We start from the raw sequence: 19,599 nt of genomic DNA, 5'->3' as shown, positions 1-19,599 counted from the left end.
GGGCGAGCCGCCACCCACACCCCACGACACCGGGGCCCACCGGCCCACGCCCCCATCCCCAGACCCCGGTCCGCCAACCCCCGGCCCTCGACCGCCGGCCCCCGGCGCGAGGGTCCCCGGCCCCCGGGCCCGGGTCCGGGCCGCCAGCCCCCAGGACGCCAAGCCCCCCGGGACGCCAGGCCAACGGGGCGCCAGCCCGTCGGGACGCCAGGCCGTCGGGACACCAAGCCCGGGACACCAAGCCCGGGACGCCAGCCCCCCGGGGCGCCAGGCCGTCGGGGCGCCAAGCCCCCCGGGACGCCAAGCCCCCAGGACGCCAGGCCGTCGGGACACCAAGCCCCCAGGACGCCAGCCCCCCGGCCGCCAAGCCCCGGGGCGCCAGGCCGTCGGGGCGCGGCCGTCGGGACGCCAGGCCCCGAGGCGCCAGGACAACGGGCCGGTCCACCGGGGCGCGGGGCGGCCCCGGCGGGGCCGGGGCCGCCCTGCGGGCGGGCGGCGCGCCGGGGTGGGCAGGCGGCGCGCCCGGTGGGCAAGCGGCGCGCCGGGTGGCAGGTGAGGGCGGCCCCACCCGAGCCGGCGTCAGACCCGCACCGCATCGGTCCGCATGGGGCGGGCGTGCATCGCCGTCCGTAGCGAGGCGAAGTCCTCGACGCAGCGGCCCGTACCGATGGCGACGCAGTCCAGGGGGTCGTCGGCGATCAGGACCGGGATGTCCAGTTCGCTGGCCAGCCGGGTGTCCAGGCCGCGCAGCAGCGCGCCGCCGCCCGTCAGGACGATGCCGCGGTCCATGATGTCGCCGGCCAGCTCCGGCGGGGTCTCGTCCAGCGTGGACCGTACTGCCGCGACGATGCTGTCGACCGGCTCGGCGAGCGCGTGCCGTACCTCGTCCGCGGTCAGTTCGAGGACTTTCGGCAGGCCGGTCGCCTGGTCGCGGCCACGGATGGCGCAACGGTCGGGCGGCAGGAGGGCCTGGGTGTCCTCGGGGTCGCCGCTGTCGCCGGGGAGGAACACCTCGACGTTCCGCTCCGGCTGCCGGACGGCGGACGTCGCGGCGCGCTGCGCCGGCAACGGCCCGCTGGGCGAGGCGGAGCCGATGGAGACCTTGATTTCCTCGGCGGTGCGTTCACCGATCGCGAGCGCGTACTGCTTCTTCACGTACGTGGTGATCGCGACGTCCATCGCATCGCCCGCCACCCGCACCGAGCGCGCGGTGACGATGCCGCCCAGCGAGACGACGGCGACCTCCGTCGTGCCGCCGCCGACGTCGACGACCATGCAGCCGGTCGGCTCGCTCACCGGCAGTCCGGCGCCGATCGCCGCCGCGATGGGCTCTTCGACCAGATGGACCTGACGCGCCCCGGCGCGGGTCGCGGCCTCCATCACCGCGCGGCGTTCAACACCCGTGATTCCGGACGGCACACAGACGACGACGCGCGGGCGGGCCAGCCGCCGGCTGCCGGTGACCTTCTTGATGAAGTACCGCAGCATGCGCTCCGCGATCTCAAAATCGGCGATCACGCCATCGCGCAGCGGACGAACGGCGACAATGTTGGTCGGCGTCCGCCCCATGGTCTCCTTGGCGGCCGAACCGACCGACAGCACACTGCCGTCGAGCGTGTTCACTGCCACGACCGACGGCTCGTTGAGCACGATTCCCTTGCCCCGGACGTACACCAGCGTGTTGGCGGTGCCGAGGTCGATGCCCATGTCTCGTCCCGTGAACGACTTGTTCTGCGCCATAAGTTGACATTATTGCTTATGCCGGATTCTGTTCCGGCACTGGTGTCATCCGCACCACCGTGCGGGCCCACCGCTGCTACCTTGCGGTCATGATCGCGCCCGCATCCGCGCCCGCATCCTTCGCAGCTCAGGTGGCCCGGCCCGGCCGTGGCCTCGCCGCGGGCATCGTGGCGGCGCTGCTCGGGGCCCTGGTCTTCGGCGTCATCCAGGGCAAAATCGGCCACCGCGGTCAGGAGGTCGGCTACTGGGCGCTGTGCATCGGGCTGTTGATCGGCGCCGTGGTCGGCAAGCTGGGCGGCCGGGTGCCGCTGCTCGCCCTCATCGGCATACCGCTGGCCCTGGTCAGCGTCTCGCTCGCGCAACTGATCGGCGTCGCCGTGCAGATGGGGGACCAGAGCTCATGGCCCACCGCGGACACCCTGTTCGACCATTTCGGCCTGGTGGCCGACTACTGGCGTGACCGGATTCTGGGACGCAACGACATCACGTTCTACGCCGTGGCGGGAGGGGAAAGTTACCTGGTCGCGAAGCGGGTCACCGAATAGCGAAGCCATATCCGTATATGCCGGGACAGTGTGTCTCCGTCCGGTCCCAGCCATGTCACGGACGCCAGACACGACTTGTCTCGTTGTCATGCACTGCTGTTAGTTTTATGGCGCGAACCTTTCCTCTGCGTTCCCGGCCTTTGCCGGCCAAAGCGGCTTCGGCTGTCCCCGAACGCGGATCATCACCTTCATCCCCGGGGGATCTTCATGAGCCAGAACTGGCAGCAGCCACAGCAGCAAGGCGGTTACCCGCAGCAGCCAGGAGGCCACCCGCAGCAGCCAGCCCCGCCGCAGCCCGGCTACGGCTACCCGCAGGCCCAGCCCCAGCAGCCGCAGTACGGCGGCGGCTTCCCGCCGCCCCCGCCGCCCGTCGGCCGGCCCGGCAACCCGCTGCTCGCGGTCGGTGCCGCGCTGGGAGCCGCCATCGTCGGCGGGTTGGTGTACGCCTTCCTGCTGAGCGCCCTGGCGGACACGGACGGCGCGGAGGTGAAGGTCACGCAGTTCGCTTACGCCGGTGTGGCCGTCGGCGCACTCATCGGCTTCGTCGTCGCCAAGCTCGGCGGCCGCAACACGGGCCTGTGGGTGGTCGGCGCGGTGCTGGCCCTGGCCGCGGTGTTCTTCGGTGAGCTCTTCGGCTACGCCATGATCATGAGCGATCTCCTGGACCAGCACGCGGACCAGCTGCAGTCCGTCGGCCTCGAGCCGATGTCCGCCACGGAGATCTTCTTCCAGCACTTCAACTCGCCTCTGGTCGAGGGCATGCCGGGTGGCGGCCTGTTCGACGGCTGGAAGGAAGACTCCGACGCCATGACCTACATCTTCATGGCTCTGGCCCCGATCGCCGCCGTCAGCTCCGCCTACCGCCTCAGCAACCGCTGACGATCCGCGAGCGACGACGGACCAACGAACCAACGGGAAGGCCCCGACCGCACGGTCGGGGCCTTCCCGTGTCTGCCCATGGGGGTCAGCGCTTGTCGTGCTGCGACGGGGCGACCGTCACCTCGACGCGCTGGAACTCCTTCAGCTCCGAGTAGCCGGTCGTGGCCATCGCCCGGCGCAGCGCCCCGAAGAAGTTCATCGAACCGTCGGGGGTGTGCGAGGGGCCCAGCAGGATCTCCTCGGTGGTGCCCACCTGGCCCAGGTTCATCCGCTTGCCGCGCGGCACCTCGTCGTGCACGGCCTCCATGCCCCAGTGGTGGCCCCGGCCCGGCGCGTCCGTGGCGCGCGCCAGCGGCGAGCCGATCATCACGGCGTCCGCGCCGCAGGCGATCGCCTTCGGCAGGTCACCGCTCCAGCCGACGCCGCCGTCGGCGATCACATGCACATAGCGGCCGCCGGACTCGTCCATGTAGTCCCGCCGGGCGGCGGCGACATCGGCGACCGCGGTGGCCATCGGCACCTGGATGCCCAGCACATTACGGGTGGTGTGGGCGGCGCCGCCGCCGAAACCGACCAGCACACCGGCCGCGCCCGTGCGCATCAGATGCAGCGCGGCGGTATAGGTGGCGCAGCCGCCCACGATCACCGGCACATCCAGCTCATAGATGAACTGCTTGAGGTTCAGCGGCTCGGCCGCCCCCGATACATGCTCGGCGGAGACCGTCGTGCCGCGGATCACGAAGATGTCGACGCCGGCGTCCACCACGGCCTTGGAGAACTGCGCCGTGCGCTGCGGCGACAGAGCGGCGGCGGTCACCACGCCCGCGTCGCGCACCTCCTTCAGACGCTGGCCGATCAGCTCTTCCTTGATCGGCTCGGTGTAGATCTCCTGCATCCGCTTGGTCGCCGTGCGCTCGTCCAGCTCGGCGATCTCGGCGAGCAGCGGCTCGGGGTCCTCGTAGCGGGTCCAGAGCCCTTCGAGGTTGAGCACGCCGAGCCCGCCGAGCTCACCGATGCGGATCGCGGTCTGCGGCGAGACCACCGAGTCCATCGGGGCGGCCAGGAACGGCAGCTCGAAGCGGTAGGCGTCGATCTGCCAGGCGATCGAGACCTCCTTGGGGTCCCGGGTGCGTCGACTCGGCACAACGGCGATGTCGTCGAACGCATACGCCCTGCGGCCGCGCTTGCCGCGCCCGATCTCGATCTCAGTCACGTGGGTGCCTTTCCCTGTTCACTACAGCCGTCCCAGTATCCCTGCCGGGCTCCCTGCCCTGTAGGGCGGTGAACGGCGTGGGTCAGCGGCCGGAGTAGTTAGGGGCCTCGGTGGTCATCTGGATGTCGTGCGGGTGGCTCTCCTTGAGGCCCGCCGCCGTGATCCGCACGAAGCGGCCCTTCTCCTTCAGCTCCGCCACGTTCGCCGAGCCGACGTAGCCCATCGACGCCCGCAGGCCGCCGATCAGCTGGTGCGCGACCGAGGCCAGCGGGCCACGGTAGGGCACCTGGCCCTCGATGCCCTCGGGGACGAGCTTGTCCTCGGAGAGCACGTTGTCCTGGAAGTAGCGGTCCTTGGAGTACGAGCGGGCCTGGCCGCGCGACTGCATGGCGCCCAGCGAGCCCATGCCCCGGTAGGACTTGAACTGCTTGCCGTTGATGAAGACCATCTCGCCCGGCGACTCCTCGCACCCGGCGAGCAGGCTGCCCAGCATCACCGTGTCGGCACCGGCGGCGATCGCCTTGGCGATGTCGCCCGAGTACTGCAGACCGCCGTCGCCGATCAGCGGCACCCCCGCCGCGTGGCATGCGCGCGCGGCCTCGTAGATCGCCGTGACCTGCGGCACACCGATGCCCGCGACCACCCGCGTGGTGCAGATGGAGCCCGGACCGACGCCGACCTTCACGCCGTCCACACCCGCGTCGATCAGCGCCTGGGCGCCATCCCGGGTGGCGACATTGCCGCCCACCACATCGACCGCGACGTTGGACTTCACCTTCGCGATCATGTCGAGGATGCCCCGGCTGTGGCCGTGGGCGCTGTCGACCACCAGGAAGTCGGCCCCGGCCTCGACGAGCGCCTGCGCCCGCTCGTACGCCTCGTCACCGACGCCGACCGCCGCGCCCACGACCAGCCGGCCCTCGGCGTCCTTCGCCGCGTGCGGATACTTCTCGGCCTTGACGAAGTCCTTGACCGTGATCAGGCCCTTGAGCACGCCCGCGTCGTCGACCAGTGGAAGCTTCTCGATCTTGTGGCGGCGCAGCAGCTGCATCGCGTCATCGCCGGAGATCCCGACCTTGCCGGTGACCAGCGGCATCGGGGTCATGACCTCGCGGACCTGACGGCCCCGGTCCGTCTCGAAGGCCATGTCACGGTTGGTGACGATGCCGAGCAGCTTGCCCGCCGCGTCCGTGACCGGGACACCGCTGATGCGGAACTTCGCGCACAGCGCGTCCGCCTCGCGCAGCGTGGCGTCCGGCCGGACCGTGATCGGGTCGGTGACCATCCCGGACTCGGAGCGCTTGACCAGGTCGACCTGGTTGGCCTGGTCCTCGATGGACAGATTGCGGTGCAGCACGCCCGCGCCGCCCTGCCGGGCCATGGCGATGGCCATCCGGGACTCGGTGACCTTGTCCATGGCTGCGGACAGCAGCGGCACATTCACCCGCACATTCCGGGAGACCCTGGACGAGGTGTCGACCGCGTTCGGCAGCACCTCGGAGGCGCCCGGCAGCAGCAGCACGTCGTCGTACGTCAGCCCGAGCATGGCGAACTTCTCAGGCACTCCGTCGACGTTGTCAGTCATGACACCCTTCCAATGGTCTTGCCTCAGCGCGGACTCCCATGCTAACGGCCATCCCGGGTGTCCCAATCCGCCCTGTGGACAACTTCTCAGGCGGCTGACAAAACGGGGTCTACTGTTCGGCCAGCGCCCGCAGCCTGCTCAGGGCCCGGTGCTGGGCGACCCGCACCGCTCCGGGGGACATTCCGAGCATCTGCCCGGTCTCCTCCGCCGTCAGCCCCACCGCGACTCGCAGCAGCACCAGCTCGCGCTGGTTCTCCGGAAGGTTGGCCAGGAGCTTCTTGGCCCACTCCGCGTCGCTGCTCAGCAGCGCACGCTCCTCGGGGCCCAGGGAATCGTCCGGCTGCTCCGGCATCTCGTCCGAGGGGAAGGCCGTGGAGCCTGGGTGACGCATGGCCGCCCGCTGCAGATCGGCGACCTTGTGCGCGGCGATGGCCACGACAAACGCCTCGAAGGGCTTCCCGGTGTCGCGGTAGCGCGGCAGCGCGCACAGCACCGCCAGACACACTTCCTGCGCCAGGTCGTCCACGAAGTGGCGGGCATCACCCGGAAGCCGCGACAGTCTCGTGCGGCAGTACCGCAGAGCCAGTGGGTGAACATGGGCCAGCAGCTCGTGGGTGGCCCGCTTGTCTCCCTCGACGGCGCGCCCGACGAGGGCGCCGATCGCCCCGGTGGCTCCGCCCCTGGGGGCCGCTGAGCTCTCGTCGTCGCGCATCCGTCCATGGTGCCTTGGGCTCGGTGGCTCCGCGGCACCGCGTCCATAGTTGTGCGCTGAAGCGTTATGAGCAGGTGCGCCGATAGTCACGTCCTGCGCTCTCCCCTCACGCCCGACAGACTCGTCCCCGAGGAACTCCACACCTTCAAGGATGCGGCATCACGCGGCGAACCGATACAAGCGACCGCTCCGGCGCTCGCCGCGCACGCTCTCGCCCCGCCCGCCACCCGACGGGCGGGGACCTTCACGCCCCCGCTGCGCAGCACGTCAAACAGGCCTCAGCGGACCAGACCCCAGCGGAACCCGAGGGCCACCGCATGGGCCCGATCCGAAGCGCCGAGCTTCTTGAAGAGCCGGCGCGCGTGCGTCTTGACCGTGTCCTCGGACAGGAACAGCTCACGGCCGATCTCCGCATTCGACCGGCCGTGGCTCATGCCCTCCAGCACCTGGATCTCCCGCGCGGTGAGCGTCGGCGCCGCGCCCATCTCCGCGGACCGCAGCCGGCGCGGGGCCAGCCGCCACGTCGGATCCGCCAGCGCCTGCGTCACCGTCGCCCGCAGCTCCGCCCGTGAGGCGTCCTTGTGCAGATACCCACGGGCACCCGCGGCCACGGCCAGTGCGACCCCGTCGAGGTCCTCGGCGACCGTGAGCATGATGATCCGGGCGCCGGGGTCGGCCGACAGCAGCCGCCGCACGGTCTCGACACCGCCGAGGCCGGGCATCCGTACGTCCATCAAAATCAGATCCGAGCGGTCGGCGCCCCAGCGGCGGAGGACTTCCTCGCCGTTGGCCGCCGTCGTCACTCGCTCGACGCCGGGCACGGTCGCCACCGCACGGCGCAGCGCCTCTCGGGCAAGCGGGGAGTCGTCGCAGACGAGGACGGATGTCATGGCCGCCCTCCGCAGCTGATGCGCATCACCTTGAGCCTCCAGGCTGGTACATATCGTCACCTGTGCGATTGACAGCCCCGGATTTCCGTCCGAGAGCTTTACCCGTCAACCGCCTCCGCACTCTCAACGACGGTCACCCGAAAGAGTTACGGGGTTCGGCGGCCCCCTTCGACACTCTACGTGAGGGCTCGGATACGGAGCTGCTCATCCCGCAGGTCGCGCCCCCGTGCCACCCTCTCGCACCCTGTCCCTTTTGGGGGCATTTGGCGACCTTGCTTCCAATTTGCTGGTCTCTGTGGCTAGATTCGCAATGAGTCATATTTTCATCTGCTTACACGGTAGGTGTACGACCCAGGACAGAGCGTCCGTAGCCGATCGCTTCGAGGGGATAAGGCAATGGCAGATTTCTCCCGTCTTCCCGGTCCGAACGCCGACCTGTGGGACTGGCAGCTCCTGGCCGCGTGTCGTGGGGTCGACAGCTCGCTCTTCTTCCACCCCGAGGGAGAGCGCGGCGCCGCCCGCAGCGCGCGCGAGATGTCGGCTAAAGAGGTATGCATGCGGTGCCCCGTCCGGGCCGAATGCGCGGCTCACGCCCTCGCCGTACGCGAGCCGTACGGCGTCTGGGGCGGCCTCACCGAAGACGAGCGCGAGGAGCTCATGGGGCGGGCCCGGAACCGCCATGTGACCGCGCATTCCTGACCCCCGCAGCAGAAACGTTCCGCCTCTGGTCGAAGCCCGATTTCGGCCTCGCGCCGCACTCACAGCACGCCTCGCGCCGCACTCACAGCACGCCTCGCGCCGCACTCACAGCACGCCCCTCGGCGCACTCACAGCACGCCTCGCGCCGCACTCACAGCACGCCTCGCGCCGCACTCACAGCACGCCCCTCGGCGTGCTCCTCAACCGCCGGACGGGCTTGGATCGCCCTCCGCCTCGGCGCGCGGGCCCCCGCCTCAGCGCGCGGCCGCCCGCTCCAGATGGTCCAGCGTCGCCGCCACCGCCGGCACCCGCGACAGATCCGGCAACGTCAGGGCCACCACTTCACGCCGCACCACCGGCTCCAGCCGCACCATCCTCGCCCCCTTCGCCCGCATCGACTCCAGCGCCAGCTCCGGCAGCACCGCCACCCCCAGCCCGGCCGCCACCAGCCCGATCACCGCCGGATAGTCGTCCGTCGCGAAGTCGATCCGCGGTGTGAACCCCTCGCTCTCGCAGATCGCGACCAGATGCCGCCGACACCTCGGGCACCCCGCGATCCACGGATCCTCGGCAAGGTCCCCGATCCCCACCGCCCCCGCACCCGCCAGCCGGTGCCCCTCGGGGACGACACCGACCAGCCGGTCGGCCAGCAGGGGACGGACGACCAGGCCGTCCCACTCGGCCTCGCTCTGTGGGTACCGGAAGGCCAGAGCGATCTCGCAGTCCCCCGCCCGCAGCATCTCGACCGACCGCGGCGGCTCCGCCTCGACCAGGGAGGCCTGCGTCCCCGGGTGGGCGGCGCGCATCGCGGCCAGGGCCGTCGGCACCAGCGTCGAGCTGCCGCTCGGGAAGGACACCAGCCGTACCCGCCCCGCCCGCAGCCCGGCGATGGCCGCGACCTCCTCCTCGGCGGCGGTGAGCCCGGCCAGGATCCCGGCGGCGTGCCGCGTAAGGGCCAGCCCCGCCTCCGTCAGCCGCATCTCCCGGCCGGTACGGATCAGCAACGGCGTGCCCGTGGCGGCCTCCAGGGCCTTCATCTGCTGGCTGACGGCGGGCTGGGTGCAGCCCAGGTCGCGGGCGGCGGCGGAGAAGGAGCCGGTGGCGGCCACCGCGCGCAGCACCCTCAGATGGCGGGCCTCGATCATGTGTCGAGCATAAGCGACCCTTGGATCCAGTCCGCAAAATTGCGTCGCAGCTTTGGCCACGCTCCTCTACCGTGCGTCACATGCTGCCTTCCTCACCTTCCGTGCTCACCGTGAACATCGGCGGCGCGATGGCCACTGATCACACCGACTGCCCCGACGGCACCGGCATCGACAAGCGCCCGGTCGAGGGCCCGGTGCGGGTCTCGTCCCCCGGCCCCAAAGGCGAGGGCCGCAGCGGCCTCGCCGGTGACATGGTCTGCGACACCCGCTACCACGGCGGCGACGACCAGGCCGTCTATGTCTACGCCCGCGAGGACCTGGACATCTGGGAAAAGGAGTTGGAGCGCGAGCTGCCCAACGGCATCTTCGGCGAGAACCTCACCACCACCGGCATCGACGTCACCAACACCCGCATCGGGGAGCGCTGGCGGATCGGCCGCGAACTGCTGCTGGAGGTCACCTCCCCGCGCATCCCCTGCCGTACGTTCGCGGGCTGGCTGGACGAGAACCGCTGGATGAAGCGGTTCACGGCCGCCGCCGTCCCCGGGGCCTATCTGCGGGTGCTCGAACCGGGCGAGGTCCGCGCCGGAGACCCCATCGAGATCGTGCACCGGCCCGACCACGAGGTGACGATCTCCTTCCTCTTCCGCGCGGAAACGACCGAACGCACCCTGCTGCCCCGCGTGCTCGCCGCGGGCGACGCGCTGCACCCCGAGTCGCGCGAGACGGCGCTCAAGTACGAGGCCAGGGCAGCCGCGACGGTCACGAAGACCAGCCCCGGCCGATAACGTGCGCCTATGACGACTGCACTGATTACCGGAACCACGGCGGGCATCGGCGCCGCCTTCGCGAGCCGGCTCGCGGCCGACGGACACAACCTGGTGCTCGTCGCCCGCGACGAGAAGCGGCTGCGCGAGCAGGCGACGGATCTGCACGACCGGCACGGCGTCGAAGCCGACGTCCTGGTCGCAGACCTCTCCGAGGACGACGGAATCAACGCGGTCGAAAAGCGGCTCGCGGACCGCACCCACCCCATCGATCTCCTCGTCAACAACGCCGGTTTCGGCAACCGGGCCCGCTATCTGGAGGTCCCACTCGCCGACGAACTCCGCATGCTCAAGCTGCACTGCGAAACCGTGTTGCGCCTGACCAGCGCGGGCGCCGAGACGATGCGGAGCCGGGGGCGCGGCGGCGTGATCAACGTGGCCTCCATCGCGGCGTTCTTCCCGCGCGGAACGTACGGGGCGAGCAAGGCGTGGGTCGTCCAGTTCACCCAGGGCGCGGCCAAGGATCTCGCCGGCGAGGGAGTGCGGCTGATGGCGCTGTGCCCCGGCTTCGTCCGTACGGAGTTCCACGAACGGGCCGGTATCAAGCCCGACAACGTGCCGAGTTGGATGTGGCTGGACGCGGATCGGGTCGTCGCGGCGGCCCTCAAGGACTTCTCGCGCGGGAAGACCCTGTCCGTTCCGGACCCGCGCTACAAGGCGCTCACGGGGCTCGCACGGCTGGTGCCGAGGGGCGCGGTGGCATCGGTGTCGTCGAACGTGGGGCGCGCCCCGGCCGCCCCGGCCAAGGACTAGTAGGGGCTGCATTCATGACCACGCCCACCGCCCTCCCGCCACCACCCCCCGCTCCGGACGAGCGGACGTGGACCGATCGCGCCGGGCTGCTGGACGAGCGGGCGCGGGCGATGAGGGCTTTGGCGCGCCAGTACATGGCGCCGCATCGCGCGCTGCTGTTGTGGCTGCTGACGCTGATCTTCGCTCTGGGGTGGGCCCTGGCGGTGTCCGGGTTTCGGTTTCTGGTGACCGGAGAGATCGTGGAGCACATCCTCGGCGTGATCTTCCTGGCGCTGGCGCTGGGGGCGACGGTACCGACGGCCATGGGGGTGGCGTCCGGCATACGGCGCGACCTCTTTGTCGGCGCGCGCCTGCGCGGCTGGGCGGCTCTGGCCCGCGACCCGCAGACCCTGCCGCACTGGCAGGTGTCCGCCGGCGCCCTGCTCTGGCTGGTGCCGTCGGTCGTGCTGTGCAGCCTCGGGCTGATCCTGGTCGCGGGCGCCGCCGTCTCGGACGACGACGCGGAGAACGTCGGCACGGTGCTGGGCACCGGCATCGCCTTTGCCGTGGCCGGAGGACTGGGCATGGCCAAGGCGATCGATTACTACCGACTCGTCAGCCGCGAACTGAGCCCAATGCGGCGGGAACCGGAACGGCGGGAAGACGAGGGCTGAGGGTACGGCCGCAGCCGTACCCTCAGCCCTCGCCCCCGTCGTCCTCCGACGGCTTCTGCAGCGACTGGAAGCGGTGCAGTAGCTCCAGATAGCGTGGGCTCAGGCTCTCGCCGCGCTGCTTGGTCGCCTCCTCGATACGGATCAGCAGCTGCCGGATCCGTACGGCGTCCATATAGGCGTCACGCTGAAGCTTCTTGTACGCCGCGGCAGCCGGACCCTTGTGATCGGGCTCGGCCGACCCGGCAAGATGATCAAGGCTTTCGATCGTCTTCTCAAGGTAGTTGAGCATGCCTTCGAGGTCCGTGACGAGATCCGACAGTTCCTGCTCCGTCACGGACAACTTGTCTTTACTCATGCCTCATTCGCCCCTGCCACCCTCCGGCCCGATCAGCGGGATGATCGTGCCATGGGCGGGCCCCGGCCCGTAGCGCTACCCCGGGATTCGACGAAGGGACGCACGACTGATCATGACCACGGAGACGACCAACGCGGCAGCCGCGTGCACCTGGAACCTCGGCGACTTGACGGTCAACCGCGTCGGATTCGGCGCGATGCGCCTCACCGGCAGCACCGCCTTCGACCCCGGTACGCCGCCGAGCGACCGCGAGCGGTCGATCAGCGTGCTGCGGCACGCGATCGAGCTCGGGGTCAACCACATCGATACCGCTGCCTACTACTTCTCGTCGCTGCGGTCCGCCAACGAGCTGATCAACCGCGCCCTGGCCCCCTACCCGGACGACCTTGTCATCGCGACCAAGGTCTGGGCGGGCAGGGATCCGTCGGGCGCATGGCAGTGGGCCGCTCCGGGGCAGCTGCGTGGCCAGGTGGAGGAGAACCTGCGCCAGCTGGGCCGTGACCATATGGACGTCGTGAACCTGCGGGTCCCGCCGAGCCGCAGGACCGGCTCGATCGCCGATCACTTCGGCGCACTGGCCGATCTCCGCGACGCCGGGCTCATACGTCACCTGGGCATATCCAATGCCACGCCCGAGCATCTGGCCGAGGCGCGGGCCATCGCGCCGGTGGTCTGCGTGCAGAACTCCTACGGCGTCGGCGCACCGGCCGACGAGCAGGAGTTCCTGCGGTCCTGTGGGGAGCAGGGCATCGCCTTCGTGCCGTTCTTCGCGGTCGCCGGTTCCGGGCGCGAGGCAGGGGCGGTCGCGGCCGAGGACGAAGCGGTGCTCGCGGTCACGCGCGCCCACGGAGTGACGCCCGCGCAGGTCCGGCTGGCGTGGACGCTGCACCAGGGACCGCATGTGCTGGCCATTCCGGGGACCGGAAATCCGGACCACCTCGTGGAGAACGTGGCCGCCGGAGCACTGCGGCTCTCGGACGACGACATGGCGCGGCTTCAGTCCCCGCGGTAGGCCATCACCCCGGAAGCTCGGTGTCCGAGGGCAGCGCGATGCCGAAGTCGGCGGCCGGAACCCGCAGCACCTCGTCGTTGTCCGCGAGTCCGCGCCGCTTGCGGGTGCCGTCGAGGTGGGTCTCGGTAAGGGTGCGCTCGGTCAGATGGAGATGGCGGTTCAGGAACGTGCGTGCGCGGGAATGTCACTCGTTCGCCGCAAGGTGATCGAACTCGCCCGCCTTGATGGCGTGGAGGAACGGTCCGAGCTTGGCGGGGGTGGTGGTCAGCACGGTGCCGGGGTCATCGCTCTCCCGGAGGGCGATCGCGTCGCCTTTGGAGGCGAGCTCTATGCAGGAGTTTCCGTCTCCCCCGCCGGAGTAGGAGGATTTCTGCCAGGTGAGCTCGACCATCTCCACGCTTTCATCTCTGTTGAGCGGCGCAACGAATGACATCACGCGACGCCTCGGCCGAGAGCGCCACCTCGGTCGTACGCTCCAGCACCCGCCGATGGGTGGCGAGCTGGGACCGCGCGTCCAGGAAGACCGGGCCGTGCGCGGTGTCGAGCTGGGCGGTGTCGAGCTGGGCGACCTGGCCGGAGGCGTAGGTGACCGAGATCCCCGGCACATGGAACCCGCCGGCGGCGAACGGCAGGACGCGCACGGTGACGTTCTTCCGCTCGGACGACTCCAGCAGGCTCTCCAGCTGGGCGCGGAGAACCGCGTCGGCGCCGAACCGCATGCGCAGCGCGGCCTCATGGATGATGAAGGTGCACGAGGGCGGGTCGTCCCGGTCGAGGATGTCGCGGCGCTTCATCCGGTGGGAGAGCCGGCGCCGCAGATCGGTGGGGGACCACGGGGGGACGGTCGCGCTCAGCACGGCGCGGGCGTACTCCTCCGTCTGCAGCAGACCGGGGATGTGCATGATTTCCAGTACGCGCAGGCTCGCGGCGTAGTACTCCAGCTCGGCGAGGTCGAGTCCGCCGGTGGCGATGAACCCCCGGTACTCCTCCCACCAACCGCGCTTGCGCTCATGGGTCATGGCGACGAGCGCCTCGACGTAGGCGGCATCGGGACATGCGTAGATGGCGGCGAGTGCCCGCACTCGCTCCTCGCTGACGCCGAAGCGGGCGAGCTCGAGGTTGGTGATGTGGGTGCGGTTGATGCCGAGGCGGTCGGCGGCCTCCTGGATGGAGAGGCCGGCGTCCTCGCGCATCCGGCGCAGTTCGGTGCCCAGCCGGAGCTGACGGGCGGTGGGGGCGCTCCTGGGTGGCATGGGTCCTCCCTGTCCTCACCTCGACGGGCTAATTGTCGAGGAAATTTACCGGAGCCGTAGCAGTTGTTTGCACCGCTGCCCTACCGTGGGTCGTGCATCCGCTACGAAGCGTTGATCGGCGTTACGGTACGCGCACTGTCGCCCCCTCGCAGGGAGTTGACCATGGGTTCCGACCACGAGTCCGACGACCGTCCCCCCGCCTCAGCCTCAGCCCCGGCCCCCGGCTCCGGGGCGGCCTCGCCCTCCGGATCCGGCGCGCAAGACCCGTACGCCTACACCCTCCAGAGCAACCGCCGGGCCACCTCGCCCAAGATCCTGCGCGACTTCGTCGCCTGCGTGCTCAACTCCACCGGGCAGGAGGAGCTGGTCGACGCGGCGACGGTCTGCACCTCCGAGCTGGTCACCAACGCCTATCTGCACGCCGAGGGCGACTCCCTGATGCTGCGTGTGCTGATCGAGCCGCCCAGCCTGCGCGTCCTCGTCTACGACGCCTGCACCGCGCTCCCCACCGCCGCCCGCCTCCCCACCGCCGACCGCATGGACGGCCGCGGCCTCGGCGTCGTCGCCGCCCTCTCCGACGCGTGGGGCACGGCGGACGGCGACCCGGCGGGCCGCTTCGCCAAGGGCGTCTGGTTCGAGCTCGCGGTCAAGGGGGCCCGGGGGGTGGCCCCCGAGACGGCCTGAAGGGCTAGACAGAGGCGGGGTGGCCCAGGAGACGACCTGAAGGGCTAGGCAGAGGCGGGGCGGCCCAGGAGCATCGTCGGTGCGCCTTCCGACCGGGTGAGCAGGATCGTGCAGGCATTTCCCCCTTCGAGGCGAAGCTTCTTGCGAAGGTGCTCCGGCTCCACGGCCGAGCCACGCTTCTTGATGGTGGCGACGCCGACCTCCCGCTCCCGCAGCAGGGCCTTGAGCTTCTTCAGGTTGAAGGGCAGCACATCGGTGATCTCGTACGCCGTGGCGTAGGGCGTCGGGCGCAGCTCGTCGGTGGTGATGTAGGCGATCGTGGGGTCGATGAGCCGGCCGCCGATGCGGGCGGCGACATCGGCGACGAGATGGGCGCGGATGACGGCGCCGTCCGGTTCGTAGAGCCAGCGGCCCACCGGACCGGGGTCGGGGTCGGGGAGGCGGCAGGTGCCGAGGAGGGTGTAACCGGCCGGGAGGAGGGTGGCGCGGCGCATCCCGGGCCGGGCCGTGCCGAACCACAGGACGGCCTCCTTCACATTGCCGTGGTCCGAGATCCACTCGGCCTCCGCGTCCTCCGGAATCGCCTCGTGCGGAATGCCCGGGGCGATCTTGAGGGCGGCGCGTGGGGTGGTGCGGGCGGCCTCGATGGCCCAGGACAGGGGCGGGGAGTACGCCTCGGGGTCGAAGACGCGGCCCCGGCCGCCGCGCCGGGCGGGGTCGACGAAGACGGCGTCGAAGGCGGTGGTGTCGATCTCGGTGACATCCGCGCAGCGGACCTCGATGCGGTCGGCCAGGTCCAGCGCCTCGGCGTTGGCGCGGGCGACGGCGCAGGTGAGCGGGTCACGGTCGACGGCCAGGACGGAGATCCCGGCGCGTGCCAGGGCGATCGCGTCGCCGCCGATGCCGCAGCACAGATCGGCGACCCGGCGGACTCCGAACTCCACGAAACGGGCGGCGCGATAGTCGGCGACGGAGGTGCGGGTGGACTGCTCGACGCCGTTCGGCGTGAAGTACATGCGGTACGCGTCCTCGGGGCCGAATTTGGCCACCGCCCGCTGCCGCAGCTCGGCCTGGGTCAGGGCGGCCGAGACCAGCGCCGGCGGATGGTCGCGGCGCAGCCGGGTCGCGGTGGCGAGCTCGTGCGCCGGGTCGTAGTCGCGGAGCCCGGAGAGCAGCGCCTGCCCTTCGGCGCCGAGCAGTGAGTCGAAGGCGTCAACGTCCACATGGCCCATTCTCCCCGCTCCGGCGAGCGCATTCGCACGTCCGGGGCGAGCGGTTCCGCGCCCCGCGGTCAAACATGACTTATGTGATGATGATCAAGACTGGTTTTTCGAGGTGTCTGGTTCTCGCCGCCGCGACGGCGATCCTGGCGACCGGCTGCGGCAGCATCGGTGGCCCTGACCCGTACACCGAGGCCGGCCGCGCGGCCGATGCGCCGGCCGCCTCCTCCGCCCCCGCCTCAAAGCGGCGGCCCCAGTCGTGGCCGGAATCCGGGCAGAAATACGGGCAGGAGTCGCAGCGGCGGCCCCCGGGGCCGTCCGTGCCACCGGGCCGGGACGCGGACGCACCGCCGCCCTCGGACGAAGGCGCGCCGGGGCCCCCGGGCGCGGTGCCCGAGCCCGGCCCGCCCCCGGCCTCCGGCCCCCCCGACTCGTATCCGCCCCAGGTGCGCTCGGCACCCATGGGCGACCCGGAGGCGTACCACCGCTGGGGACTCGACAGGCCGCTGGAGGTGCCCCCGCCCCCGCCCGCGAGCAAGCCACTGCTCGGCCCGCCAGGGCGGCAACGAGCGGGGGTGCCACCGGTGCTGCGCCGGGTGCCCACGGATGACCGGGTGGTCTTCGTGACCATCGACGACGGCATCGAGAAGGACCCGCGCTTCATCGAGCAGGCCCGGGACCTCGGCCTGCCGTTCACGGGGTTCCTGACCGACAACGTGATCGGCGACCAGTACGGCTACTTCGACCAGCTCCGCCAACTCGGCAACCCGATGGAGAACCACACGCTCACCCACCCCAGCCTCGCCGGCCTCGACTACGACGCCCAGGCCAGGGAGATCTGCGGCCAGCAGGAGAACCTCCGCAACCGCTTCGGCCGGCAGCCGCGCCTCTTCCGCCCGCCCTTCGGCGAGTACGACGAGACGACGCTGCACGCGGCGGCCTCCTGCGGGATCGAGACGGTGGTGCTGTGGCGCGCCGAGATGGAGACCTACGGGCTGGCGTACCGCTCCGGCGGGCAGCTGCGGCCGGGGGACATCATCCTCGCCCACTTCCGGGGCCCGGAGCAGCTGGAGGGGCAGTCCATGACCGACATGATCACGTCGCTGGTGCGTGCGATCCAGGAACAGGGGTTCACCGTAGGGCGGCTGGAGGACTACGTGTGACGCCGCCTCGCGCGGCTCGCCACCCCGTCGCCTGGCACTCTGGTTGACTGAGTGCTAACCGCGTCATAATGTCGGGGCTGGCACTCAGGAGTCCTGAGTGCCAGAGATACAGCGACGGGCAGGTCCGGCACCCGCGACGACGGATCCACCTGGTCGCCACCTCAGACAGTTAACCCCGTGAGATCTCCGAAGGGGGAGGTCGGATCGTGACGACCACCAGCTCCAAGGTTGCCATCAAGCCGCTCGAGGACCGCATCGTGGTCCAGCCGCTCGACGCCGAGCAGACCACGGCTTCAGGCCTGGTCATCCCGGACACCGCCAAGGAGAAGCCCCAGGAGGGCGTCGTCCTGGCCGTGGGCCCGGGCCGCTTCGAGGACGGCAAGCGTCTTCCGCTCGACGTCTCCGTCGGTGACGTCGTGCTGTACAGCAAGTACGGCGGCACCGAGGTGAAGTACAACGGCGAGGAGTACCTCGTCCTCTCGGCTCGCGACGTCCTCGCGATCGTCGAGAAGTAATCACCGAAGTTTTGCCTATGAGCCGCGCCCCGGTGCCCGTGTCACAGATACCCGGGGTCGGGGCGCGGTTCGTTTGAGAGGACATACGCAACCCATGGCGAAGATCCTGAAGTTCGACGAGGACGCCCGTCGCGCTCTCGAGCGCGGCGTCAACAAGCTTGCGGACACCGTCAAGGTGACGATCGGCCCCCGGGGCCGCAATGTCGTCATCGACAAGAAGTTCGGTGCTCCGACCATCACCAACGACGGTGTCACCATCGCCCGCGAGGTCGAGGTCGAGGACCCGTACGAGAACATGGGCGCCCAGCTGGTGAAGGAGGTGGCGACCAAGACCAACGACATCGCTGGTGACGGCACCACCACCGCCACCGTGCTGGCCCAGGCCCTGGTCCGCGAGGGCCTGAAGAACGTGGCCGCCGGTGCCTCCCCGGCCGCCCTGAAGAAGGGCATCGACGCGGCGGTCAAGGCCGTCTCCGACGAGCTGCTGGCCACCGCCCGCCCGATCGACTCCAAGACCGACATCGCCGCCGTGGCCGCGCTGTCCGCTCAGGACAAGCAGGTCGGCGAGCTCATCGCCGAGGCGATGGACAAGGTCGGCAAGGACGGTGTCATCACCGTCGAGGAGTCCAACACCTTCGGTCTGGAGCTCGACTTCACCGAGGGCATGTCCTTCGACAAGGGCTACCTGTCGCCGTACATGGTGACCGACCAGGAGCGTATGGAGGCCGTCCTCGACGACCCGTACATCCTGATCCACCAGGGCAAGATCTCCTCCATCCAGGACCTGCTGCCGCTCCTGGAGAAGATCATCCAGGCCGGCGCCAGCAAGCCGCTGCTGATCATCGCCGAGGACGTGGAGGGCGAGGCCCTCTCCACCCTCGTCGTCAACAAGATCCGTGGCACCTTCAACGCCGTCGCGGTGAAGGCCCCCGGCTTCGGCGACCGCCGCAAGGCCATGCTCGGCGACATCGCCGCCCTCACCGGCGCGACCGTCATCGCCGAAGAGGTCGGCCTCAAGCTCGACCAGGCCGACCTGGACGTGCTGGGCTCCGCCCGCCGCGTGACCGTCACCAAGGACGACACCACCATCGTCGACGGTGGCGGCAAGCCGGAGGACGTCCAGGGGCGCATCGCCCAGATCAAGGCCGAGATCGAGACCACCGACTCCGACTGGGACCGCGAGAAGCTGCAGGAGCGGCTCGCGAAGCTGGCCGGCGGCGTATGCGTGATCCGCGTGGGCGCGGCCACCGAGGTCGAGCTCAAGGAGAAGAAGCACCGCCTGGAGGACGCCATCTCCGCGACCCGCGCCGCGGTCGAGGAGGGCATCGTCTCCGGTGGTGGCTCCGCTCTGGTCCACGCCGCGAAGGTGCTCGAGGACAGCCTGAACCTCCAGGGCGACGAGGCCACCGGTGCGGCCGTGGTCCGCCGCGCGGCCGTCGAGCCGCTGCGCTGGATCGCCGAAAACGCCGGCCTCGAGGGCTACGTCATCACCGCGAAGGTCGCCGAGCTCCCCAAGGGCCACGGCTACAACGCGGCGACGGAGGAGTACGGCGACCTGGTCAAGGCCGGCGTCATCGACCCGGTCAAGGTCACTCGCTCCGCGCTGGAGAACGCCGCGTCGATCGCCTCGCTGCTGCTCACCACCGAGACCCTGGTGGTCGAGAAGCCGGAGGAAGAGCCGGAGGCCGCGGGCCACGGCCACGGCCACGCGCACTGACGCCTCAGACGCGCACGACGAAGGCGCGGTCACCCCGCT

At 70.5% G+C, this 19,599-nt stretch carries 21 protein-coding genes; 11 read left to right on the top strand and 10 right to left on the bottom strand.

The genetic code is table 11. The features are described 5' to 3' along the window. Positions 1 to 579 precede the first annotated feature (579 nt). Positions 580 to 1,740 (bottom strand): rod shape-determining protein, encoded by a 1,161-nt coding sequence (locus ABZU99_RS14800; RefSeq protein ID WP_355940486.1) that lies wholly within the window; start codon positions 1,738 to 1,740, stop codon positions 580 to 582. A gap of 89 nt (positions 1,741 to 1,829) precedes the next feature. Here ABZU99_RS14800 and ABZU99_RS14795 point away from each other — a divergent pair, with 89 nt between their 5' ends. After that, a complete protein-coding gene (locus tag ABZU99_RS14795) occupies positions 1,830 to 2,285 on the top strand; it encodes a hypothetical protein (RefSeq protein ID WP_355940483.1) in 456 nt (151 codons plus the stop codon). A gap of 207 nt (positions 2,286 to 2,492) precedes the next feature. Continuing rightward, positions 2,493 to 3,164 carry a hypothetical protein gene (locus tag ABZU99_RS14790; RefSeq protein WP_355940480.1) on the top strand — a complete coding sequence of 224 codons (672 nt, stop codon included), beginning with the start codon at positions 2,493 to 2,495 and terminating at the stop codon, positions 3,162 to 3,164. Positions 3,165 to 3,249: 85 nt separating this feature from the next. Here the strand turns inward: ABZU99_RS14790 and ABZU99_RS14785 are convergent, their stop codons facing one another. The 4 genes from ABZU99_RS14785 to ABZU99_RS14770 form a co-directional block, all read right to left on the bottom strand. Then, positions 3,250 to 4,377 carry a GuaB3 family IMP dehydrogenase-related protein gene (locus tag ABZU99_RS14785; protein WP_356043085.1) on the bottom strand — a complete coding sequence of 376 codons (1,128 nt, stop codon included), beginning with the start codon at positions 4,375 to 4,377 and terminating at the stop codon, positions 3,250 to 3,252. Positions 4,378 to 4,459: 82 nt separating this feature from the next. After that, a complete protein-coding gene (guaB, locus tag ABZU99_RS14780) occupies positions 4,460 to 5,962 on the bottom strand; it encodes an IMP dehydrogenase (protein ID WP_355940474.1) in 1,503 nt (500 codons plus the stop codon). A gap of 109 nt (positions 5,963 to 6,071) precedes the next feature. Then, positions 6,072 to 6,674: a sigma-70 family RNA polymerase sigma factor gene (locus tag ABZU99_RS14775; RefSeq protein ID WP_355940471.1), complete on the bottom strand. Its 603-nt coding sequence runs from the start codon at positions 6,672 to 6,674 to the stop codon at positions 6,072 to 6,074. 278 nt (positions 6,675 to 6,952) lie between these two features. Then, complete coding sequence (locus ABZU99_RS14770; protein ID WP_003948568.1) at positions 6,953 to 7,564, bottom strand: response regulator transcription factor; 612 nt, start codon at positions 7,562 to 7,564, stop codon at positions 6,953 to 6,955. A 396-nt stretch (positions 7,565 to 7,960) separates the two neighbouring features. On the opposite strand from ABZU99_RS14770, the gene ABZU99_RS14765 reads away from it, so the two are divergent. Further along, a complete protein-coding gene (locus ABZU99_RS14765; RefSeq protein ID WP_355940468.1) occupies positions 7,961 to 8,263 on the top strand; it encodes a WhiB family transcriptional regulator in 303 nt (100 codons plus the stop codon). Between the two features lie 254 nt (positions 8,264 to 8,517). On the opposite strand, the gene ABZU99_RS14760 is transcribed toward ABZU99_RS14765, so the two are convergent. Continuing rightward, entirely contained in the window at positions 8,518 to 9,408 is an 891-nt protein-coding gene (locus ABZU99_RS14760) for a LysR family transcriptional regulator (protein WP_355940465.1), read from the bottom strand. 80 nt (positions 9,409 to 9,488) lie between these two features. On the opposite strand from ABZU99_RS14760, the gene ABZU99_RS14755 reads away from it, so the two are divergent. The 3 genes from ABZU99_RS14755 to ABZU99_RS14745 are packed head-to-tail and all read left to right on the top strand — an operon-like array spanning position 9,489 to position 11,641. After that, entirely contained in the window at positions 9,489 to 10,196 is a 708-nt protein-coding gene (locus ABZU99_RS14755; protein WP_356043081.1) for an MOSC domain-containing protein, read from the top strand. Positions 10,197 to 10,205: 9 nt separating this feature from the next. After that, positions 10,206 to 10,988 carry an SDR family oxidoreductase gene (locus ABZU99_RS14750; RefSeq protein WP_355940460.1) on the top strand — a complete coding sequence of 261 codons (783 nt, stop codon included), beginning with the start codon at positions 10,206 to 10,208 and terminating at the stop codon, positions 10,986 to 10,988. 14 nt (positions 10,989 to 11,002) lie between these two features. After that, on the top strand, positions 11,003 to 11,641 hold the full coding sequence (locus ABZU99_RS14745; RefSeq protein ID WP_356043077.1) for a hypothetical protein: 639 nt from the start codon (positions 11,003 to 11,005) through the stop codon (positions 11,639 to 11,641). Positions 11,642 to 11,663: 22 nt separating this feature from the next. On the opposite strand, the gene ABZU99_RS14740 is transcribed toward ABZU99_RS14745, so the two are convergent. Further along, positions 11,664 to 11,996 (bottom strand): hypothetical protein, encoded by a 333-nt coding sequence (locus tag ABZU99_RS14740; protein ID WP_355940455.1) that lies wholly within the window; start codon positions 11,994 to 11,996, stop codon positions 11,664 to 11,666. 112 nt (positions 11,997 to 12,108) lie between these two features. Between ABZU99_RS14740 and ABZU99_RS14735 the strand changes: the two genes are divergently transcribed. After that, on the top strand, positions 12,109 to 13,008 hold the full coding sequence (locus ABZU99_RS14735; protein ID WP_356043074.1) for an aldo/keto reductase: 900 nt from the start codon (positions 12,109 to 12,111) through the stop codon (positions 13,006 to 13,008). A gap of 184 nt (positions 13,009 to 13,192) precedes the next feature. On the opposite strand, the gene ABZU99_RS14730 is transcribed toward ABZU99_RS14735, so the two are convergent. Together ABZU99_RS14730 and ABZU99_RS14725 are read right to left on the bottom strand one after the other, a co-directional pair. Next, positions 13,193 to 13,399, bottom strand: coding sequence for a DUF397 domain-containing protein (locus tag ABZU99_RS14730; RefSeq protein WP_355940674.1), 207 nt, complete (start codon positions 13,397 to 13,399; stop codon positions 13,193 to 13,195). Positions 13,400 to 13,409: 10 nt separating this feature from the next. Then, positions 13,410 to 14,261, bottom strand: a complete 852-nt coding sequence (locus ABZU99_RS14725; protein WP_355940449.1) for a Scr1 family TA system antitoxin-like transcriptional regulator — start codon at positions 14,259 to 14,261, stop codon at positions 13,410 to 13,412. Positions 14,262 to 14,423: 162 nt separating this feature from the next. Between ABZU99_RS14725 and ABZU99_RS14720 the strand changes: the two genes are divergently transcribed. Then, entirely contained in the window at positions 14,424 to 14,945 is a 522-nt protein-coding gene (locus ABZU99_RS14720; RefSeq protein ID WP_355940446.1) for an ATP-binding protein, read from the top strand. 44 nt (positions 14,946 to 14,989) lie between these two features. On the opposite strand, the gene ABZU99_RS14715 is transcribed toward ABZU99_RS14720, so the two are convergent. After that, complete coding sequence (locus ABZU99_RS14715) at positions 14,990 to 16,177, bottom strand: methyltransferase domain-containing protein (protein WP_356043069.1); 1,188 nt, start codon at positions 16,175 to 16,177, stop codon at positions 14,990 to 14,992. A gap of 77 nt (positions 16,178 to 16,254) precedes the next feature. On the opposite strand from ABZU99_RS14715, the gene ABZU99_RS14710 reads away from it, so the two are divergent. The 3 genes from ABZU99_RS14710 to groL all read left to right on the top strand — a co-directional run bounded on the left by ABZU99_RS14710 (position 16,255) and on the right by groL (position 19,560). After that, complete coding sequence (locus tag ABZU99_RS14710) at positions 16,255 to 17,328, top strand: polysaccharide deacetylase family protein (protein WP_356043067.1); 1,074 nt, start codon at positions 16,255 to 16,257, stop codon at positions 17,326 to 17,328. 206 nt (positions 17,329 to 17,534) lie between these two features. Further along, positions 17,535 to 17,843: a co-chaperone GroES gene (gene groES / locus ABZU99_RS14705; RefSeq protein WP_355940437.1), complete on the top strand. Its 309-nt coding sequence runs from the start codon at positions 17,535 to 17,537 to the stop codon at positions 17,841 to 17,843. Positions 17,844 to 17,937: 94 nt separating this feature from the next. After that, positions 17,938 to 19,560: a chaperonin GroEL gene (gene groL / locus ABZU99_RS14700; protein ID WP_355940434.1), complete on the top strand. Its 1,623-nt coding sequence runs from the start codon at positions 17,938 to 17,940 to the stop codon at positions 19,558 to 19,560. Positions 19,561 to 19,599: the final 39 nt, after the last annotated feature.

Source organism: Streptomyces sp. NPDC005266 (assembly GCF_040607655.1).
In the GTDB taxonomy this organism is placed as follows: Bacteria; Actinomycetota; Actinomycetes; order Streptomycetales; family Streptomycetaceae; genus Streptomyces.
The sequence above is the reverse complement of the archived record's forward strand: the minus strand, read 5'-3'. Positions and strand labels throughout refer to the sequence as shown.

What these genes read in the sequence shown, in the direction of transcription:
- ABZU99_RS14800 (WP_355940486.1), bottom strand. Translation starts at nt 1,740, where the DNA reads ATGGCGCAGAACAAGTCGTTCACGGGACGAGACATGGGCATCGACCTC.
- ABZU99_RS14795 (WP_355940483.1), top strand. Translation starts at nt 1,830, where the DNA reads ATGATCGCGCCCGCATCCGCGCCCGCATCCTTCGCAGCTCAGGTGGCC.
- ABZU99_RS14790 (WP_355940480.1), top strand. Translation starts at nt 2,493, where the DNA reads ATGAGCCAGAACTGGCAGCAGCCACAGCAGCAAGGCGGTTACCCGCAG.
- guaB (WP_355940474.1), bottom strand. Translation starts at nt 5,962, where the DNA reads ATGACTGACAACGTCGACGGAGTGCCTGAGAAGTTCGCCATGCTCGGG.
- ABZU99_RS14775 (WP_355940471.1), bottom strand. Translation starts at nt 6,674, where the DNA reads ATGCGCGACGACGAGAGCTCAGCGGCCCCCAGGGGCGGAGCCACCGGG.
- ABZU99_RS14770 (WP_003948568.1), bottom strand. Translation starts at nt 7,564, where the DNA reads ATGACATCCGTCCTCGTCTGCGACGACTCCCCGCTTGCCCGAGAGGCG.
- ABZU99_RS14765 (WP_355940468.1), top strand. Translation starts at nt 7,961, where the DNA reads ATGGCAGATTTCTCCCGTCTTCCCGGTCCGAACGCCGACCTGTGGGAC.
- ABZU99_RS14760 (WP_355940465.1), bottom strand. Translation starts at nt 9,408, where the DNA reads ATGATCGAGGCCCGCCATCTGAGGGTGCTGCGCGCGGTGGCCGCCACC.
- ABZU99_RS14755 (WP_356043081.1), top strand. Translation starts at nt 9,489, where the DNA reads ATGCTGCCTTCCTCACCTTCCGTGCTCACCGTGAACATCGGCGGCGCG.
- ABZU99_RS14750 (WP_355940460.1), top strand. Translation starts at nt 10,206, where the DNA reads ATGACGACTGCACTGATTACCGGAACCACGGCGGGCATCGGCGCCGCC.
- ABZU99_RS14745 (WP_356043077.1), top strand. Translation starts at nt 11,003, where the DNA reads ATGACCACGCCCACCGCCCTCCCGCCACCACCCCCCGCTCCGGACGAG.
- ABZU99_RS14740 (WP_355940455.1), bottom strand. Translation starts at nt 11,996, where the DNA reads ATGAGTAAAGACAAGTTGTCCGTGACGGAGCAGGAACTGTCGGATCTC.
- ABZU99_RS14735 (WP_356043074.1), top strand. Translation starts at nt 12,109, where the DNA reads ATGACCACGGAGACGACCAACGCGGCAGCCGCGTGCACCTGGAACCTC.
- ABZU99_RS14730 (WP_355940674.1), bottom strand. Translation starts at nt 13,399, where the DNA reads ATGGTCGAGCTCACCTGGCAGAAATCCTCCTACTCCGGCGGGGGAGAC.
- ABZU99_RS14725 (WP_355940449.1), bottom strand. Translation starts at nt 14,261, where the DNA reads ATGCCACCCAGGAGCGCCCCCACCGCCCGTCAGCTCCGGCTGGGCACC.
- ABZU99_RS14720 (WP_355940446.1), top strand. Translation starts at nt 14,424, where the DNA reads ATGGGTTCCGACCACGAGTCCGACGACCGTCCCCCCGCCTCAGCCTCA.
- ABZU99_RS14715 (WP_356043069.1), bottom strand. Translation starts at nt 16,177, where the DNA reads ATGGGCCATGTGGACGTTGACGCCTTCGACTCACTGCTCGGCGCCGAA.
- ABZU99_RS14710 (WP_356043067.1), top strand. Translation starts at nt 16,255, where the DNA reads ATGATGATCAAGACTGGTTTTTCGAGGTGTCTGGTTCTCGCCGCCGCG.
- groL (WP_355940434.1), top strand. Translation starts at nt 17,938, where the DNA reads ATGGCGAAGATCCTGAAGTTCGACGAGGACGCCCGTCGCGCTCTCGAG.